This window comes from Stappia sp. G46H5W (assembly GCF_058448995.1).
Map to the genome: position 1 here is coordinate 716,243 of NZ_JBZFLL010000002.1, position 17,534 is coordinate 733,776.

General features: G+C 66.9%; 20 protein-coding genes. 9 read left to right on the forward strand and 11 right to left on the reverse strand.

Annotation, left to right across the window (positions count from 1 at the left end; all coding sequences use genetic code 11):
* Window positions 1–225 precede the first annotated feature (225 nt).
* Window positions 226–1,497, forward strand: coding sequence for an adenylate/guanylate cyclase domain-containing protein (locus ACVJ6E_RS08960; RefSeq protein ID WP_120267945.1), 1,272 nt, complete (start codon window positions 226–228; stop codon window positions 1,495–1,497).
* Between the two features lie 778 nt (window positions 1,498–2,275).
* Here the strand turns inward: ACVJ6E_RS08960 and gyrA are convergent.
* Window positions 2,276–5,035: a DNA gyrase subunit A gene (gene gyrA / locus ACVJ6E_RS08965; protein WP_491676443.1), complete on the reverse strand. Its 2,760-nt coding sequence runs from the start codon at window positions 5,033–5,035 to the stop codon at window positions 2,276–2,278.
* A 295-nt stretch (window positions 5,036–5,330) separates the two neighbouring features.
* On the opposite strand from gyrA, the gene ACVJ6E_RS08970 reads away from it, so the two are divergent.
* Window positions 5,331–5,975: a MarC family protein gene (locus ACVJ6E_RS08970; RefSeq protein ID WP_120267947.1), complete on the forward strand. Its 645-nt coding sequence runs from the start codon at window positions 5,331–5,333 to the stop codon at window positions 5,973–5,975.
* A gap of 31 nt (window positions 5,976–6,006) precedes the next feature.
* Here ACVJ6E_RS08970 and ACVJ6E_RS08975 read toward each other — a convergent pair whose 3' ends face one another.
* From ACVJ6E_RS08975 to ACVJ6E_RS09010, 8 genes are all read right to left on the reverse strand, one after another.
* A complete protein-coding gene (locus tag ACVJ6E_RS08975; RefSeq protein ID WP_120267948.1) occupies window positions 6,007–6,561 on the reverse strand; it encodes a disulfide bond formation protein B in 555 nt (184 codons plus the stop codon).
* 11 nt (window positions 6,562–6,572) lie between these two features.
* Window positions 6,573–6,731 carry a DUF5993 family protein gene (locus ACVJ6E_RS08980; RefSeq protein ID WP_158592635.1) on the reverse strand — a complete coding sequence of 53 codons (159 nt, stop codon included), beginning with the start codon at window positions 6,729–6,731 and terminating at the stop codon, window positions 6,573–6,575.
* 205 nt (window positions 6,732–6,936) lie between these two features.
* Window positions 6,937–7,287, reverse strand: coding sequence for a hypothetical protein (locus ACVJ6E_RS08985; protein WP_120267949.1), 351 nt, complete (start codon window positions 7,285–7,287; stop codon window positions 6,937–6,939).
* A gap of 79 nt (window positions 7,288–7,366) precedes the next feature.
* Window positions 7,367–7,720 carry a hypothetical protein gene (locus ACVJ6E_RS08990; RefSeq protein WP_120267950.1) on the reverse strand — a complete coding sequence of 118 codons (354 nt, stop codon included), beginning with the start codon at window positions 7,718–7,720 and terminating at the stop codon, window positions 7,367–7,369.
* A gap of 396 nt (window positions 7,721–8,116) precedes the next feature.
* On the reverse strand, window positions 8,117–9,463 hold the full coding sequence (locus ACVJ6E_RS08995) for an FAD-dependent oxidoreductase (protein WP_120267951.1): 1,347 nt from the start codon (window positions 9,461–9,463) through the stop codon (window positions 8,117–8,119).
* A gap of 260 nt (window positions 9,464–9,723) precedes the next feature.
* Complete coding sequence (locus ACVJ6E_RS09000) at window positions 9,724–10,014, reverse strand: hypothetical protein (protein WP_147421827.1); 291 nt, start codon at window positions 10,012–10,014, stop codon at window positions 9,724–9,726.
* A 221-nt stretch (window positions 10,015–10,235) separates the two neighbouring features.
* Complete coding sequence (locus tag ACVJ6E_RS09005) at window positions 10,236–10,508, reverse strand: hypothetical protein (protein ID WP_147421828.1); 273 nt, start codon at window positions 10,506–10,508, stop codon at window positions 10,236–10,238.
* Window positions 10,509–10,633: 125 nt separating this feature from the next.
* Window positions 10,634–11,143 (reverse strand): GNAT family N-acetyltransferase, encoded by a 510-nt coding sequence (locus ACVJ6E_RS09010; RefSeq protein ID WP_199681026.1) that lies wholly within the window; start codon window positions 11,141–11,143, stop codon window positions 10,634–10,636.
* 293 nt (window positions 11,144–11,436) lie between these two features.
* Between ACVJ6E_RS09010 and ACVJ6E_RS09015 the strand changes: the two genes are divergently transcribed.
* From ACVJ6E_RS09015 to ACVJ6E_RS09040, 6 genes are all read left to right on the forward strand, one after another.
* Window positions 11,437–11,985, forward strand: a complete 549-nt coding sequence (locus ACVJ6E_RS09015; protein ID WP_120267954.1) for a bleomycin resistance protein — start codon at window positions 11,437–11,439, stop codon at window positions 11,983–11,985.
* Window positions 11,986–12,144: 159 nt separating this feature from the next.
* Window positions 12,145–12,654, forward strand: coding sequence for a PadR family transcriptional regulator (locus ACVJ6E_RS09020; protein ID WP_491676429.1), 510 nt, complete (start codon window positions 12,145–12,147; stop codon window positions 12,652–12,654).
* Window positions 12,648–13,277: a GyrI-like domain-containing protein gene (locus tag ACVJ6E_RS09025; protein ID WP_120267956.1), complete on the forward strand. Its 630-nt coding sequence runs from the start codon at window positions 12,648–12,650 to the stop codon at window positions 13,275–13,277. Before ACVJ6E_RS09020 ends, ACVJ6E_RS09025 begins: the two co-directional genes overlap by 7 nt.
* A 138-nt stretch (window positions 13,278–13,415) precedes the next feature.
* Window positions 13,416–13,922 (forward strand): pantetheine-phosphate adenylyltransferase, encoded by a 507-nt coding sequence (gene coaD, locus ACVJ6E_RS09030; RefSeq protein ID WP_120267957.1) that lies wholly within the window; start codon window positions 13,416–13,418, stop codon window positions 13,920–13,922.
* Window positions 13,923–13,957: 35 nt separating this feature from the next.
* Window positions 13,958–14,500, forward strand: coding sequence for a peptidylprolyl isomerase (locus ACVJ6E_RS09035; RefSeq protein WP_120267958.1), 543 nt, complete (start codon window positions 13,958–13,960; stop codon window positions 14,498–14,500).
* A gap of 86 nt (window positions 14,501–14,586) precedes the next feature.
* On the forward strand, window positions 14,587–15,024 hold the full coding sequence (locus ACVJ6E_RS09040) for a peptidylprolyl isomerase (RefSeq protein WP_120268369.1): 438 nt from the start codon (window positions 14,587–14,589) through the stop codon (window positions 15,022–15,024).
* Between the two features lie 97 nt (window positions 15,025–15,121).
* On the opposite strand, the gene ACVJ6E_RS09045 is transcribed toward ACVJ6E_RS09040, so the two are convergent.
* The gene (locus ACVJ6E_RS09045; RefSeq protein ID WP_158592636.1) at window positions 15,122–15,694 is read right to left on the reverse strand and encodes a dihydrofolate reductase family protein; all 573 of its coding nucleotides are present in this window, start codon (window positions 15,692–15,694) and stop codon (window positions 15,122–15,124) included.
* Between the two features lie 191 nt (window positions 15,695–15,885).
* On the opposite strand from ACVJ6E_RS09045, the gene ACVJ6E_RS09050 reads away from it, so the two are divergent.
* Window positions 15,886–16,497, forward strand: a complete 612-nt coding sequence (locus ACVJ6E_RS09050; protein ID WP_120267960.1) for a pyridoxamine 5'-phosphate oxidase family protein — start codon at window positions 15,886–15,888, stop codon at window positions 16,495–16,497.
* Between the two features lie 27 nt (window positions 16,498–16,524).
* Here the strand turns inward: ACVJ6E_RS09050 and ACVJ6E_RS09055 are convergent, their stop codons facing one another.
* On the reverse strand, window positions 16,525–17,523 hold the full coding sequence (locus tag ACVJ6E_RS09055; RefSeq protein WP_208996639.1) for an SLAC1 anion channel family protein: 999 nt from the start codon (window positions 17,521–17,523) through the stop codon (window positions 16,525–16,527).
* Window positions 17,524–17,534 lie beyond the last annotated feature (11 nt).

The window sequence follows — 17,534 nt, forward strand, 5'->3', positions numbered from 1 at the left end:
TCGAAATTGCGAAATTTTGATTTCGGCCGTCTCAATTTCCCGAAATCGCCGCTGCTGCCGGGCGGCGTGCCCTGGGCGCATTTGTCCCCGTCCGTCCGGCACACTTATCCCCGCCGGGCGCCGCGCCGCATCGTTCGACTTGTCCCCGGTGCGGCCGCCTTGAGGTAAAGTGCGGTCGTGACGTGCTGTCCGGGGGGGCCGGACGAAGAGGCGGGAAAGACGGGGATGGCCGGGATCGATCCGTTTCCAAGGTCCTATGCGAAGGGGGTGCGGCTGCGCCGGCGCTCGCAGCGCGAGGCGCAAGGGGCGCCGATCCAGACGCTGGCGGATGTGGAGGCCTGGCTGCTCGGCGAGGCGCTGGCGGTCGGCGACGTGCTGGATTTCTTCGAGGCGTTCTGCTGGCGCATGGCGGCGGCGCTGCCGTCCTTCGAGCGGGCGAGCCTGCATGTGGGCACGCTGCACCCGCAGATCTACGGCTTTGCCTGGAACTGGGAGGCGGGCGACGGGATCTGCGACGAGATCCAGGTGGCCGAGGATATCCTGGCGACGGATGCCTATCGGCGAAGCCCGATCTTTGCGGTGATCGAGCGCGGCGAGGCCTTCGACCGGACGATCGACGAGGACACCTCGGCGCACTACCCCTTGCTGCGGGAACTCGGGCAACTCGGCTACAGCCATTACATGGCGCTGCCGCTGACGGCTGCCGGCGGAACCGGGTCCGGCAGCCAGCACAACCTGGTGTCGCTGGCAACGCGCCAGCCGGGCGGCTTCACGGCGGCCGAGCGGGCGGGCATCGACCGGCTGCTTTCGATCCTGGCTCTGCATGTCGCCCGGCATATCGACCGGCGGATCTCGGCGAACCTGCTCGACGCCTATCTGGGGCCGGCGGCGGGAGGCAAGGTGCTGCAAGGCAGCATCCGGCGGGGCGTCGGCGAGGAAATCGACGCGGTGATCTGGATGTCTGACCTGCGCGGCTTTACCGACCTGTCGGCGCGGCTGCCGGGACCGGCGATGACGACGCTGCTCAACGCCTATTTCGAGCGGTTGGCCGGGTCGGTGATCGCGGAAGGCGGCGAGATCCTGAAATTCATGGGCGACGGGGTCTTGGCCGTGTTTCCGCAAGGCGAGGGGGCAGCACACGCGGCCCTGCGCGCGGCGCGGGCGGCCCTTGCCGGAATCGCGGCGCTGAACGCGGCGCCGCCCGAGGCGGTTGCGGGCGCTCGGGAGGTGTGGGCGCCGCTGCGCACCGGCATCGCGCTGCACGAGGGCACGGTGTTCTTCGGCAATGTCGGTTCGGCCGGGCGGCTCGATTTCACGGTGATCGGCCCTGCGGTGAACGCGGCAAGCCGCATCGAGGCGCTGACCAAGGAACTCGGCCGGGAGATCCTGATCTCGCAGGCGGCCGCGCGCGGGCTCGACGTGGCGCTGGACGACCTCGGCGAGCATCGCCTTCGCGGCGTCACCGAGCCGGTGCATCTGTTCAGCCCCAAGGGGTGATGGGGGCGTTCTCTCGGGATGACGGCGGTGGGCTGACGACCGAGGTTTGGGTGACGACCGAGGGGATGCGAGGGCGTGCCTCCCTCTCGGAGGTCATCCCGGGCAAGCGGAGCGCGACCCGGGATCCATTGGCACCCTCGGCAGGAGTGAGGCAGGAGGCGCCCGTTCCATTGTCCGCTGTCATACCTGCGCAGGCAGGTATCCAGTATCCGCCGGGGTGGATGGTGGCGCGAAGGCGGCCGCCACCGACGTTCCGGCGGCAGCGCTCAGGCTCGGGCAGAGCCGTACGGGGTTACTGGATCCCGGTCTTCGGCGTTGCCGAAACCGGGATGACATCCTGCGGGTGGGGCGGACGATGTGCAGCGCCGAGCCTGGACCGGAGAGGCACGGCGGGTGTGGGGTTGTTCCAGAGTGCCTTCGCGAGGCCCTCGGCTCGCCGGTCCCGGGTCGCGGCTGCGCCTTGCCCGGGATGACGAACCGAGAGGGCGGTGCGCGAGAGCGAGCGCCGTCCGGGAGGACGAGGTTTCGGGGGCCTCGCCACCGCTCTGGGAATGATTGGTGCCCTCAGCAGGTCTATGGCAGACCGTCGTGCTGCTTTTGCAGTCGTGTAGGGCGCGCGCTCGGCGTGACGTCGCAGCCGCTCTGGGAACGAATGGGCCCCGGCTCTGCGCTGCGCTTGGCCGGGGTGACAGCCGAGGGGATGGGAGGGGAGCGCGCAAAAAAGGGCCGCAGGAGAGTCCTGCGGCCCGTGATGGTGTCGTGAGACGGTGAGGCGGGATCAGGCGTCGTCGCCCGGAGCCCCGTCCTCGCCAGTCTCGCCATCGCCAGTCTCGCCGTCGCCGGCATCGCCCGACGTGTCGGAGCCGGACGCCGGGGTCTCGCCGCCGGCCTCGTCGAGCATCGCCTCTTCGGCGTCCTCCTCGTCGGAGACGCGGCCGACCGAGACGACTTCCTCGCCTTCGGCGGTGTTGAAGACGATGACGCCCTGGGTGGCGCGGCCGGCGATGCGGATGCCGTCGACCGGGCAACGGATCAGCTGGCCGCCATTGGTGACGAGCATGATCTGGTCGCTGTCTTCCACCGGGAAGGAGGCGACGAGCGGGCCGTTGCGCTTGGTCACCGCCATGGCGGTGATGCCCTTGCCGCCGCGGCCCGTCACCCGGTACTCGAAGGACGACGAGCGCTTGCCGTAGCCGTTTTCCGAGATGGTGAGGATCACCTGCTCATGCGCGCTCATAGCCACGTAGCGCTCCTGCGGCAGGTCGCCCGCCGGCACGCCCTCGTCCTCGCCGCCAGCTTCGCCGTTCGCCTCGTCGGCCTCGCCGCGCATCAGGCGGCGCAGGCGCAGATAGGCGCTGCGCTCGTCCGCCGTGCAGTCGAAGTGACGCAGGATCGACATGGAGATGACGCGGTCGTTGTCGGCGAGGTTGATGCCGCGCACGCCGACCGAGTTGCGGCCCGCGAAGACGCGCACATCGGTGACGGCAAAGCGGATGCACTGGCCGAGCGCCGTGGTCAGCATGACGTCGTCATGCTCGGTGCAGGTGAAGACGCCGACGATGCCGTCGCCGTCGTCCAGCTTCATCGCGATCTTGCCGTTCTTGTTGATCTGCGTGAAGTCGGAGAGCTTGTTGCGGCGGACGGTGCCACGCGTGGTGGCGAACATCACGTCGAGATTGCCCCAGCTCTCCTCGTCCTCCGGCAGCGGCATGATCGAGGTGATCTGCTCGCCCTGCTCGAGCGGAAGCATGTTGACCAGCGCCTTGCCGCGCGAGGTCGGGCCGCCGAGCGGCAGGCGCCAGACCTTCAGCTTGTAGGCGATGCCGCGCGAGGAGAAGAACAGCACCGGCGTGTGCGTGTTGGCCACGAACAGGCGGGTGACGAAATCCTCGTCCTTGGTCGACATGCCCGAGCGGCCCTTGCCGCCGCGCCGCTGCGCCCGGTAGGTGTCGAGCGGAACGCGCTTGATGTAGCCGGCATGGCTGACCGTGACGACCATCTCCTCGCGCTGGATGAGATCCTCGTCCTCAAGGTCCGCGCCGCCGTCCATGATCTCGGTCCGGCGGGGCGTTGCGAACTCCTCGCGGATGTCCGTCAGCTCCTGGCGGATGATGTCGAGGATGCGCGAGCGCGAGCGCAGGATGTCGAGATAGTCGCGGATCTCCTCGCCGATCTTGTTGAGCTCGTCGGCGATCTCGTCGCGGCCAAGGGCGGTGAGGCGCTGCAGGCGCAGGTCGAGAATGGCGCGGGCCTGCTCCTCGGACAGCTTGTAGGTGCCGTCTTCGTTGACCATGTGGCGAGGATCGTCGATCAGGCGGATCAAGGGCTCCACGTCGCGGGCCGGCCAGTTGCGCTCCATCAGCTGGGCGCGGGCGGTGGCCGGGTCCGGCGCGGTGCGGATCAGCGCGATGACCTCGTCGATATTGGCAACCGCGATGGCGAGACCGACGAGGACATGGGCGCGGTCGCGCGCCTTCTTCAGCAGGAAGCGGGTGCGCCGGCCGATCACCTCCTCACGGAAGGCGATGAAGGCGGTCAGCATGTCCTTCAGGCCGAGCTGCTCCGGCCGGCCGCCGTTCAGCGCCACCATGTTGGCGCCGAAGGTCGATTGCAGCGCCGAGTAGCGGTAGAGCTGGTTCAGCACCACGTCGCCGACCGCATCGCGCTTCAGCTCGACGACCACGCGCATGCCGGTACGGTCCGACTCGTCGCGGATGTCGGAAATGCCCTCGATGCGCTTTTCGCGCACATGTTCGGCGATCTTCTCGATCATCGACGCCTTGTTCACCTGATACGGGATCTCGGTGATGACGATGGCGTAGCGATCCTTGCGGATCTCCTCGATCTCGGCGCGGCCGCGCATGACGATGGAGCCGCGCGCGGTCTCATAGGCAGAGCGGATGCCGGAGCGGCCGAGGATGATGCCGCCGGTCGGGAAGTCGGGACCGGGCACGATCTCCATCAGCTCGGCCGTGGTCATCGCCGGATTTTCCATCAGGGCGATGGAGGCGTCGATGACCTCGCCGAGATTGTGCGGCGGGATGTTGGTCGCCATGCCGACGGCGATGCCGCCGGCGCCGTTGACCAGAAGGTTCGGGAACTTTGCCGGCAAAACGACCGGCTCGCTCTCCGAATTGTCGTAGTTGTCCTGGAAGTTGACGGTCTCCTTGTCGATGTCGTCAAGGAGGCGCGCCGAGACCTTCTGCAACCGGCACTCGGTGTAACGCATGGCCGCTGCGGGATCGCCGTCGACCGAGCCGAAGTTGCCCTGGCCGTCGATCAGCGGCAGGCGGAGCGAGAAGTTCTGCGCCATGCGCACGAGCGCGTCGTAGATCGCGCTGTCGCCATGGGGGTGATATTTACCCATCACGTCACCGACCACGCGGGCCGACTTGCGGTAGGGCTTGTTCCACTCGTAGCCGTTCTCATGCATCGAGTAGAGGATGCGCCGGTGCACCGGCTTCAGTCCGTCTCGCACGTCCGGCAGGGCGCGGCTGACGATCACGCTCATCGCGTAATCGAGGTAGCTGCGCTTCATCTCGTCGGTGATGGAAACGGGCCGGATATCGGACGGCAGGCCACCCGAAGGTGCGTTCGTGTCCCGATCGGTCAAGGGATCTCTCACACTTGTTGAATCTGTCCCGATCTTATAGCCGATTCCGCGATTTCAGCCAAATCGCCCAGGGGTTTTTGCGCCGCGAAAAGACGAGCGAAAACAGCGTCTTGTCACTTTCCCAAGGGAAAGTTCGGGAAGGGGGTGCCGCCCGGGTGCCCCCACGCCGTATTTTGCTTGATATAACGGGGCCGGACGAGTCGAGCGGGGGGCTTGCGCAATGCTTGCGGACTATCTCATCAACGCCTTCGCGACACTGTTCGTGACCATCGATCCGGTGGGCCTGGCGCCCATGTTCCTGGCGGTCACGGCAGGCGCCACGGCCGCCACGCGCCGGCGCATCGCGGTGCGCGCGACGCTGATCGGCGGGGCCATCCTGTTCCTCTTCCTGGTCGCCGGACGCGGGGTTCTGGGCGTGCTCGGCATCTCCGTGCCGGCCTTCCAGATCGCCGGCGGCTTGCTGCTCCTGATCATCGCCATCGAGATGGTGTTCGAGAAGCGCAACCGGCGCAAATCGGAGACCGCCGAAAAGGCGCTGTCGCAGCATGCGGCGCATCAGGAAGAGCTGCATGACGTGGCCGTGTTTCCGCTGGCGATCCCGCTGATCGCGGGACCTGCGGCGATCTCGGCGGTGATCCTCCTGTCCTCTCAGGCGGCCGACACGGTGTCCTATCTGGGCCTGGCGCTGGTCATCCTGGTGATCATCGGCGCGTGCTTCGTCTCGTTCCTGCTGGCCGACCGCATCGAGCGGATGATGGGCGAGACCGCCGCCGTGGTGGTCACGCGGCTGCTCGGCGTGCTGCTGGCGGCGCTGTCGATCCAGTTCATCGCGGACGGCATCCGCGCGATGATCGCCGCCAGCTAGGCGCGCTCAGCCCGTCGGGGCCTGCTACGGCCTATTGCAGCAGGCGGTAGACGGTCGGATCGTCCGGGCAGGCGGCAAACCCGCATTCGGCAAGCGTGCTCACCGCATTGAGCCCGGCCATCGCCAGCACCAGCAGGACGGCAACCAGCGACAGCCCGGTCAGGCGGACGGGGTTGCCGCCGGCACGCGGCTCCTCGCCGGGCGCGCGCAGGATCAAGAGCGCCGCACAGGCGGCAACGGCGACAACGAAGACGACGAAGGCCCAGGTGTAGAAGTGCAGGCCGAGGAACGGCGCACCATAGCCCGCATCGCCCGGCTGGATGTGCAGCAGCACCTGGCGCATGGCAAAGCCCGCGCCGGCAAGCCCGGCAAGGATCGTCACGCCGTAATGGGCGGGCCGGGGGCCGCGTGCCACGTTCAGCACCGGACCGATGGCCAGCAGCAGGAAACCGGCGCGCTGCAGCAGGCAGAGCGGGCAGGGCAGCTCGCCATTGGCGAACTGGTCGAAGAAGGCGACGGCGAGCACGGCCGAGATGGCGATGAGGGCAAGCGCGTTGAGCGTCGTCTCGAGGGATCTGGAGATCATGGTGCGCCCCTTCAGAACGACAGCGGCAGCGGATCGGTCGCGTGGTGCAGGTAGACCAGCACCGCCGCGAGGAAGCTTGCCGCGGTCAACAGCCCCGCAAGGCGCATGGGGCCGAAGGCGGCGGCGGCGAGGGCCGCAAACAGCAGGGCGAAGAGAGCGGCGAGAAACATCGGGCGAAGCCTTTGCGGATCCGGTTGCGGAGCGTTGCGCCAAGGCTATGCGATTCTGAGGTTATCACGGAGCCGTGATTGTTGCCGAGAGGGGCGGGGCGAGGACCGTCACGTCAATTTGGCCCCTGAAACGGCAAAGGCGACGCCTGCGCGGTGCAGGGCGTCGCCTTTTGCAGTGTCGGGTTGCCGGTGTGCGGCGCCCGGATCAGGAGCTGGACGGAACGCGCTCCAGAACCGAGGTGTTGGCGGCCGGCTGGCGGGTCTCGACGGTGGTGAACTGCACCTGACGCATGCCCTTGTTGCCGCTCAGCGCCGAGGCGCAGGTCGTCGACCAGTTGCCCCAGGTCTGACCCTGGCACTCGGCGGGCAGCGCGGAGGCGCCGCGATCGGTCTTGGGAGCCGCCATCTCGGTCACCGCGGCACCGGCCGTGGCCGTCTGGACGGTGTGGGCGATGCTTGCGATGCCGCCGAACACGGCCAGAGCTGCAACGGCGGCAATCGCCAGGTCCCGGATGCGATGGGCGTGCTGCTCGCCATGGTCATGAATGAAGGTCATTGTCGTCACGTCCCTGCTGGTTACCGTTTTTCGATGACCCCACATTGGGGCATAACCGGCAAGGAAACCGTGACGCGTATCACGATCCGGAGGGTTGTACCGGCAGCGCCTGGTTGCCCGTCGCCGGCTCGGCGATCACCGGATTCTTCTGCGGCGGGGTGCCGGAGAAACAATCGGGATCCTCCTCTCGGAAGATGATGCCGCCGCAGACCGCCTCGACGGTTCGTGCGATGACGCGCTCATCCTTGCCTGACGAGATAACGCGTTCATGCGCAGAAGGTTGCATGTTGGCAGCGGATTCCGCCGCGGCGTCGACATCCGAGGCGGCCAATCCAGCCCCGAGCGTGGCGACAAGCAGCACGACGCCAGCGCCCCACAGGGCGATCGGAGTCGATAGCTGATGAATTTTGTGAATCGTCATCATGATGGGCATATGTAGTATCCCGAAGGGATTGGCAAGCCTTTGCCGGTTCAGCATTCCGTGAACGGCCTGTGCCGTTTTTGTGAACGATTGCAGAAGCTTGTGTCTGAGCCGGCCATGCTTTCGCATGCCAGCCATGCGCACTGAGCATGGCTGGTTCGGCGCTTTCGGCCGCTCCGCGGTTGCGAGGCGATCCTGCGTTCTGTCCGCGAGCGCCCCTGGTGCCGCTCCGGCCGGGGCCGGGCGCGGCGCAGGTGCCCTGCGGGCCCTGTTCGAGAGGTGGGAAACGAGGAGGGGCCGGGCAAGGCGAATGGCCGCGAAAACGCCGCCGCGCGCGCAAATGTGAAAGACCGGTGAAATGTCGGTGATCGGGCGCGGGCAGGCGCGGCGAGGAACCGCGCGGCCGGGTCACCCGCGCTCCGACAGGCCGCGGACGACCGACCGCGCCGACAGCACCGCGCCATGCACCGTGCCGAAATGGGCGGCCGAGGCAGCCTCTCCCGCAAACCAGAGCTGCCCGTCCCAATCCGCGCCGGCGAGCGCCCGCCGCGTCGCGGGGCTGGTTCCGACCGCGTTGAAACTGTAGCTGCCGAGCGCGTGCCGATCCTGCCCCCAGCGGGTGATCTGCGCGGCTTGCGGCGCGGGAAAGCGCGCCCCGAACATCGCCCGCAGGCTGCCCAGCGCGGCGGCCACGGTGTCGCGGTCGCTCATCCGCTCGATCTCGGCCGCCGGATCGGCGGCATTGAAGCCCAGGAGGACGGGGGCGCGGAACGTTCGCGCCAGCGACAGCCACTCGCCCCAATAGCCCGCGCGCGGGCCGAGCCAGCCGATCCAGTCCACATCGCCGGGCCAGCGAACCCGGTCGAACCGCAGCCAGCACTTGTTCAAGAGCCCGTTTCCCAGGCCCTCGATCGCTGCCTGCCGATCCCGCGCCAGCGGTTCGGCAAACCGCACGCTGCCCGAGCGCAGCACGCCAAGCGGCAGCGTGCAGACGATGCGCTCCGCCGCGATCCGGCTGCCGTCGGCGAGGCGCACGGAGCCAGGCGCGATCTCTCTCACTTCGGCGGACAGGCGAATGTCCAGCCCCCGCGCCAGATGCCCGGCGATCCGGTCGAAGCCTTCGGGAAACAGCCCGTCCGCCCCGTCGAACTCCTCGCCGTCCTGCCCGTGCCAGGCCGACAGGAGCCGCGCCGGGCTGCCATATTCCTGTTCCAGCGTGGTGTTCACCAGATAGGCTACCAACCGCCGCATCGGCGCATCGGCGTCTTGCCAGTCGGCGGAGGCCTCCAGCGCCCGCGTCACCGAAACATCGTCCGGCAGCCGCTCGGCCGACGCCAGCGCGCGGCGCAGGATGCGCTCGGCCGGTCGCAGGTCCGGGGCGATCTCCGCCCCGTCCGGGCCGAGCAGAAGCGAGGCGTCGTTGCTGGTCGCCACCACCCGCGCGCCGGCCTCGCGCGCCAGAGCGGTCAGCGGGTTGCCGCGCTGGCCGTGGACCCAGCTTGCCCCAAGATCCATCGGCAGATCCGGCCAGAGGCGCGAGGTGAAGACACGCCCGCCGATCCGCGCGCGTGCCTCCAGAACCGTGACCGCATGTCCGGCCTCCTGCAGGGCCCGCGCCGCCGCCAGCCCGGCCATGCCCGCACCGAGGACGAGGACGCGCTGCGGCGCCCGCGCGCGCAGGCCGCCGCCGGTCCCAAACGCCGCGACGGCTCCCAGTGCGAAAAGGAACCGACGTCTGCTCGGCGAATTGCTCATGGTCGGCCCTCCCGCATGCCGCTGCCGGATCGCGCCCCGTTCCCCCAGGGGACCGGGTGTTGCCGGGAGCATTGCACCGGGATGCAGGGCTCAGAAAGGGCAAAGATGGCGGACGATGCCGGACGCACCAGGAAGGGGAGATGGAAGCGGAATGGAGGGGGGAGGAAAGACCGGGAAACGCAGGCCCCGAACGACGTGGCGGCGGGCCGGGGGACCCGCCGCCATGCTCTTCGAGAGTGTCCGAGGTCAGTGTTTCAGGGTCACTCCGAAACGCGGGTGCGCGCGAGAACGGTGGTGTTGCCGTCCCGGGAGGCGATGGTGCGCCATGTCGGGCCGGAGGCAGGATCGATGCTGCGCGCGAGATCCGCGCAACCCTGTGCCGTGTCCTGCATGGTGCCGGCGGCACAGGCGACCTGCACCGTGCGCGCCATGCGGTCGCCCTTCTTCGCGGTGTTGATCTGATCCGCGGTGCCGAATGTCAGACTGCCGACGGCAATGGATATGGCAATGGCGGCGAGGCCGCCAAGGCCCAAAGCTGCAATGCCACGCATGTCCTGCGCCTCCTTGTGCTTATGAGCAACAGTCTAGCAGAAAAGTGGCGCGACTTAAATAAATTCGCAGTGAGTGACTTTACGGCAACAATTGCAAAACACTGGCGCCGGCAGGGAAACGACGTGGCTACGGGCTGAGAGGGTTCGAAGCCGCGGGGCTTTGGCTCGGTTCTGTTTGCAGACCCAGTAGATGCCCCGCTGAGGACGGCTCTTGAGCGCGATCAATCCTCAAGGATCAGAAAGTCGCCAACCTTCATGACCTGCTTCAAACCCAGACGGCTTGCAGACCGCACATCAAGATGCAGAGGCTCGAATTCATTGTTTAGCCGCGGCCTGTATATCTCGCAGGGAATTTCATACTCGCCATCCGAAGAGACGAATTTAGCTTCTATTATCGTCTTGAAATCCATTTCACCAACGTCATCCACGTCCACGCTAAAAAGATTGTTTCCGTTCCTGTCGTCGCTCAAGGCGTTGAAGTAGATTATTTTCATCTTCATTTTGTTTGTCTGTAAAATCAGAGTTTCGGTGCTGAATGCGTTGCCAGGCAATATTAATAATTGAATCAGCGTTGCACAATCGGCCTTGTGCCGAGACGATAACAGCTTGCGCGAGCTGGCTACCGCATCACGAAGCGGCGCCAGGTCGCGCCGCCTTTGTGGATCAGGCCTTCGTCGGTCATGCCGAGCTTGCGGGCGACCTTGATCGAGCCTGCGTTGTTGGGATCGATTTCCGCGACGACCCGGTCGAGCGCCAGCGTGTCCATCGCATGGTCAAGGACGGGCCGTGCCGCCTCGGTCGCATAGCCCTTGCCCCAGGTCTCGCGCAGGAGGCGCCAGCCGATCTCGATCTCCGGCCCGATGCCGCCGCACGGGATCAGCAGGATCCAGCCGATGAAATGCTCCGGCATGTCATGCGAAAACACCGACCAGTAGCCGAGGCCCGGCCCGTAGTCGGCCTGCATCCGCCCGCGCACGAAAGCCTCGTGGCCGGCGGGATCGGCCCATGGTTGGGGCACGAACTTGGTAACCTCGGGATCGCGGTCCATGGCCAGGCAGGCGTCCAGATCGGCGAGGGTGCGCGGCCGTATCGTGAGGCGGGCGGTGCGAAACGTCGGCAGGATCGGCAAGGTCTCGTCTCGCTGTCCGGTTGGGCTCCCGCCGTTTTAGCGGCGGAGGCGCCACGTGCAAGGAGGGGGCGCCCTCACTGGCCGTCACAGGCTGCTACTCCCAGCTGACAGGGGCGAGGCTGCGCGCTACTGTCGGGGTCGGCCGGAGGCAGCCGGCAGCCCGCACCCCGTCGTGACCATGGCGGGGCATGGCGAATGCCTCCGAAGCGATGCGTCCTGACCGTTCCACCGTCGGGCGAAGGCGTCGGTAATGCGGGTGCTGACGAGGACTTCGCCGTGACGAGGAAACGGACATGCGCGACCATCGCCATTCGAAGCTCATGGCCAAGGCCATGCGCGAGGCTCTTGCCGAGAAAAACCTGACCATCACCCACAGCGAAGCGCTGGAAATCGTCGCCCGCCAGTTCGGCCTGGCCAACTGGAACGTGCTGGCCGCGAAGATCGGGGAGGGCGAGGCGGCCGAGGCGCGGGAGACGATCCGCCTCGACCAGGCAGTGCCTATCGTGCGGATCTTCGATGTTGCCAAGGCGAGCGAGTTCTATATCGGCTTTCTGGGCTTTTCCCTCGACTGGGAGCACCGCTACGGCGAGAACTTCCCGCTCTATATGCAGATCTCGCGCTCCGGACTGCGGCTGCACCTGTCGGAACATGCCGGCGATGCGACGCCCGGCGGAAACATGTGCGTCTACATGACCGGCATCCGCGATCTGCACCGGGAGCTGCAGGCCAAGGACTATCGCTACATGAAGCCGGGGCTGGAGGACCAGGACGGGCGGCTGGAGCTGCAGGTGACCGACCCGTTCGGCAACCGCATCCGCTTCATGGAACTGGCGGAGAGCTGAGGGACAAGATCCTGCCGACAAAACGTGATCCAAGAGGAGCGTCTCCCGCTCCTTGTCGCATCGATCTCGGTGGACAGCCCGACATAGGGTGGGTGCTTGACATCTAGCGCCATGATATTCTAGCGCTAGAATATGCCAGTCGATCTTACAGATGCTGAATTGCTGCTACTCGGGCTCGTCGCCGAGATGCCGCGCCATGGATACGAGCTTGAACGGATCATAGAGGCACGGGGGATGCGCGAGTGGACGCAAGTCGGCTTCTCGTCGATCTATTTCGTACTCGGCAAGCTGGAGAAAGCAGGGCTCGTAGCGGCCGAGGTGCCGAGGGGCGCCAAGGCGCGAAAGACGTTCCGCATTACGCCATTCGGCCACGAGGTTCTGTGCGAACAGACCATCGCGGCCCTTGGCGCCTATCGTCCGACATTCTCGTCGCTCCTGCTCGGAATGGTGCACTGGCCGGTGCTGTCGCGCGATGCGGCCTTGAACGCCCTGGAGGCACGCCTGGCGTCGGTTGTCACGGAACTGGAGCGGCTCGAGCGGGTGCGCCGACAAAGGCAGCCCATGCCCGATCATGTCGAGGTTCTCTTCGACTTTTCGGCCAGCCAACTGAACGCCGAGCGCAGCTGGATCGACACCACGCTGGACTATATGAGGAACAAGCCATGGTAGACGAAGCACTGATCGATTTAACGCAGGATCGGGCCACGTTACGCCGGGTCTATGCGCCGCCGGCCGGCGACTTCAGCAGGGTCGATGTGCCCAGGCTTCCCTTCGCGACCCTGGATGGGGAAGGCCCACCCGAACAGACTTCCATCGAAGCCGCGGTGAAGGTTCTCTACACGGCAATCTACGCCATCCGGCGCGAAGCGCGGAAGCGAATGGGCAAGTCCTTTGTCGAGCCGCCGGTGGAAATCCTCTACTGGGCGGACGATATGCGTGACTTGGCAGCGGGCAATCGTGAGAAGTGGCAGTGGCGTGTGCAGATCACTTTGCCGGTTTGGGCCGATGCGCAGAAACTGAAGGACTCGGCTGCCGAGGCGCGCCACGAACTGGGCGATGAACCTGCTGTTCGATGGGAGGTCCTGGCCGAAGGCGAGTGCGTGCAGGTCCTGCATGTTGGTGAGACGGACGACCTTCCGGAGATTCTGGCGGGGCTCTACGGCGACCACCTGCCAGAGCAAGGACTGGAAGCGGATGGCCCCTATCACGAGATCTATCTCGATGATTGGAGCCGCGTTGCTCCGCAGCGGCGCAAGATCATCCTCCGGCTGCCGGTGCGTCCGACGCAGTAGCGGAAAGACCAGTGGAAGCCTATCCGTGAGGACAGGCACCGATAGCTTGGCGGCGGCGAGCGCCGGAGGCAGCCGGCCCCGCCCACCCCGCCCTTCGTCCCGCTTGCCTGACGGCGGCTCGCCCTGTAAATCGGCGGCATGACACGCACCGCGCTCTATCCCGGCTCGTTCGACCCCGTCACCAACGGTCACGTCGACATTCTGCGCCACGCGCTCGACCTTGCCGACAAGGTCGTCGTCGCCATCGGCGTCCACCCCGGCAAGTCGCCGATGTTCAGCTTCGAGGAGCGGGTGGAGATGATCGCCCGCGTCGCGCGCGATGCCTTCGGCGCGGCCGATGCGGGGCGCATCGAAGTGATTTCCTTCGACGACCTGGTCATCGAGACGGCCCGGCGCAACGGCGCCGCCTTCCTGGTGCGGGGCCTGCGCGACGGCACCGACCTCGACTACGAAATGCAGATGGCGGGCATGAACCGGTCGCTGGCGCCCGAAGTGCAGACGGTGTTCCTGCCGGCCTCTCCGGAAGTCCGCCACATCACCGCCACGCTGGTCAGGCAGATCGCCAAGATGGGCGGCGACGTCCGTCATTTCGTTCCGGCTCATGTCGCGGAACGCCTCGCCGAGCGGCTGGCGGCTCCGCGCTGAGAGTTCCAACCCCCGTTGCGGGAGACTTTCCTTCCATGGCACGCCTGCTTTCGTTCTTTTCCGCACTCGTCCTTGCCGCTGTCATCGGCCTGTCGCCCGCCGGCGCCCAGTCGAACGATCCTGAAAACACGCTGCTGCTCGACCTGAAGGACGGGCAGGTGGTGATCCGCCTGCGGCCCGACCTTGCGCCGAACCACGTCGCGCGCATCAAGGAGCTGGCGAGCAAGGGTTTCTATGACGGCATCGTCTTTCACCGGGTGATCGACGGCTTCATGGCCCAGACGGGCGATCCGACCGGCACCGGCATGGGCGGTTCCGACCTGCCGGACCTGAAGGCGGAATTCTCGTCCGAACCGTTCCGCCGCGGCACGCTCGGCATGGCCCGCTCGCAGAGCCCGGACAGCGCCAATTCGCAGTTCTTCATCATGTTCGCCGACGGCGACTGGCTGAACGGCCAGTACACGGTCTTCGGCGAGGTGGTCGAGGGCATGGAGCACGTCGACAACATCAAGCGCGGCGAGCCGGTGCAGAACCCGGACAAGATCGTGCGCATGCGCGTTGCCGCCGACGCCAACTGACGTTACGAACACCGCACACAGATTCCACGAACATACGAAGGAGACCGAGGGTGGCCGAATACAAGGATGCAGAAAACACGCTGGTGATGGAAACCACCCAGGGCCAGGTCGTCATCAACATGCGCCCGGACCTTGCGCCGAACCACGTCGCGCGCATCAAGGAACTGGCGCGCGAGGGCTTTTATGACGGCATCGTCTTCCACCGCGTGATCGAGGGCTTCATGGCCCAGACCGGCTGCCCGCGCGGCACCGGCACCGGCGGTTCGGGCAAGAAGCTGCGCGCCGAGTTCAACGCCGAGCCGCATGTGCGCGGCACCTGCTCGATGGCCCGCGCCCAGGACCCGAATTCCGGCGACAGCCAGTTCTTCATCTGCTTCACCGACGCCCGCTTCCTCGACCGCCAGTACACGGTCTGGGGCGAGGTGATCGAGGGCATGGAGAATGTCGACAAGATCAAGCGCGGCGAGCCGGTGCAGAACCCGGACAAGATCGTCTCGATGAAGGTCGCGGCCGACATCGCGTAACGCGCGCCCGCGCATCGACGCGCGGACACGGCGAACAGGAAGGGGCAGGGGCCATGCGGCGCCTGCCCCTTTTTCGTTGCGATGGCGCGAGCATTTTTCAGGCCGCGGCCGCGTACTCCATCCAGACGATACCGTCGTTCAACGGCCGGACCTCGCGAAGCCGCAGGCGAACCCCGGCGCCTTGCGGAAACAGCGTCTTTCCCCGGCCGAGCGCCACCGGATAGACCATCAGGCGGTAACCGTCGACGAGACCGGCGGGGATCAGCGCGTGCAGCAGCGCGGCGCTGCCATAGACGAGAAGGTCACCGTCGCAGCGCGCCTTGAGCGCGGCGACCTGCCGGACCGCGTCGCCTTGCAGGATGCGGGTCTGCGCCCAGGCGCCCGAGGCCAACGTGCCGGAGAGGACATGCTTGGGGAGGGTGTTGATGCGCGCGGCGAAGCCGGTGTCGTCGGTGACCTGCGGCCAGACTGCGGCGAAGGCTTCATAGGTTCGGCGGCCGAGCAGCAGGGCGCTGGCCGCGAACAGTTCCTCATGCTTCAGCCGGTCGCCCTCGGGTCCGCGCGAGAACGGCCCGGTCCAGTCGCCAAGGCCGCTTGCCTCCATGCCGACAGGGTCCTCGATGATGCCGTCAAGCGAGATGTACTGGGTGACGATGATCTTGCAAGACACCGGGTGCTCCTGTCCTTGAGGGCGGTGCGTGCCGCCGGGAAGCGTCGAGTGTGCGGGCGCCGGCCGCCATCCGGCAATAACCTGCAAGGTCATCGCCCGGCGAAGTGCGCCCGCTCTTCCGCCTGCACCTTCCCGCTGCTAGCTTGCGCGCGGACCGGGCCGGCCGGGGAGCAGAAGGAGCGGAGAGGCGCATGACGACGATCACCACGGTGGAGCAGCTCGAGACGCTCTACGGCACGCCGGGGGCGGCCTCCAAGGTCAAGGAAATCGGCTGGATCAGCGACGAATATGCCGCCCTGATCAAGGCTTCGCCCTTCGTGGCGCTGGCGACCGCGGGGCCGGAGGGGCTGGACTGCTCGCCGCGCGGCGACCGGGGCGAGGTGGTGCGCATCCTGGATGCGAAGCGCGTGGCGCTGCCCGACCGGCGCGGCAACGACCGTATCGATTCGCTGCGCAACATCGTGCGCGATCCGCGCGTGGCGCTGCTCTTCCTCATTCCCGGCAGCGGCACGACGCTGCGCATCAACGGAAGGGCGACGATCAGCGCCGATCCGCAGCTGCTGGAGGACTTTGCCGTGGACGGCAAGGCGCCGCGCAGCGTGATCCTGATCGAGGTGGAGACGATCTATTTCCAGTGCGCCCGGGCCATCGTGCGCGCGCGCCTGTGGGACGCCGAGGCGCAGGAGGCGGCGAACGGCCTGCCGACGCCGGGCGCGATCCTGTCCGCCCTGAGCGAGGCCAAGGTGGGCGGCGAGGCGTACGACCGCGAATGGCCGGAGCGGGCGCGCAAGTCGCTGTGGTGAGGTGAGGCGCAGGCCTCACCCTCGTTCTCATCCTTCCGGACGGCAGATCTCGTTGCGGCGCATCGCGGCGAAGGTCTTGGCGACCAGCATCGCGATCACCGCGCACAGCACGCCATAGGCGATGAAGGACAGGGTGCGCTGGAAGGCGGCGCCGGTGCTTTCGGCAAACAGGGCCGAGGCGATGGTGAAGGCCGCCACGGGGAAGGAATAGGCCCACCAGGCCATGGAGAAGGGCAGCCGCAAGAGGCGCCCGACCTGGGTCAGCATCACCAGCACGAACATCAGCGCGCTGTAATACAGAACGCGGGCGAAGGCATCGACCACGCCGCCGTTCAGCAGCATCCACGCGACGAAGCCGACCGAGGGCGGCGCGATCAGGATGACCAGCGTCGGCAGCAGGCGCTCGGCGATCGGGTTGTGGAAGATCAGCCGGTTGAACACCAGCGTCAGGAAGATCACCCAGAACAGCATGCCGACGGAAAAGAAGAACCACGAGACCTCGAGGTAGCCGAGCTCGACGCCGGCGGCCGGCACCAGGACGTTGCCGACGGCGGGAATGAACCAGGCCGGCGTCAGATGCGCCTGTTCGAAGGTGCGGTGGCTGATCCAGGCGGAGACGACGCCGAGGATGATGACGAGATGCACGGCCGTGGCGACGATCCATACGGCCTCGACCAGGCCGGGGGCGCGCGGCAGCAGCCCCGAGCAGACCAGCAGCACGCCGATGGTGATCGCCGGGAAGAAGGCGATGCGCACGGGATTGTTCCACTCGGCCTTCATCGCCTCGGTGTGGCGCAGCGCCTTGGCGATATAGATCGCGGCGATGACGCAGAAGGTGGCGGCGGTGGCGAGCGTCAGCACCAGGCTGGCAGTGCCGGACGCCCCGAAAAGCGCGACCTCCATGCGGCGGGTGGCCAGCGACAGGCCGGCAAGGCCCATCACCACTGCGAAGAAGGTGATCGGGAAATGCCGCAGCCAGGGTTCGTCTGTCGTCCCGGCCTGTGCCGCCGCCGTCATCGTGCTCATGGCTTCCCCCG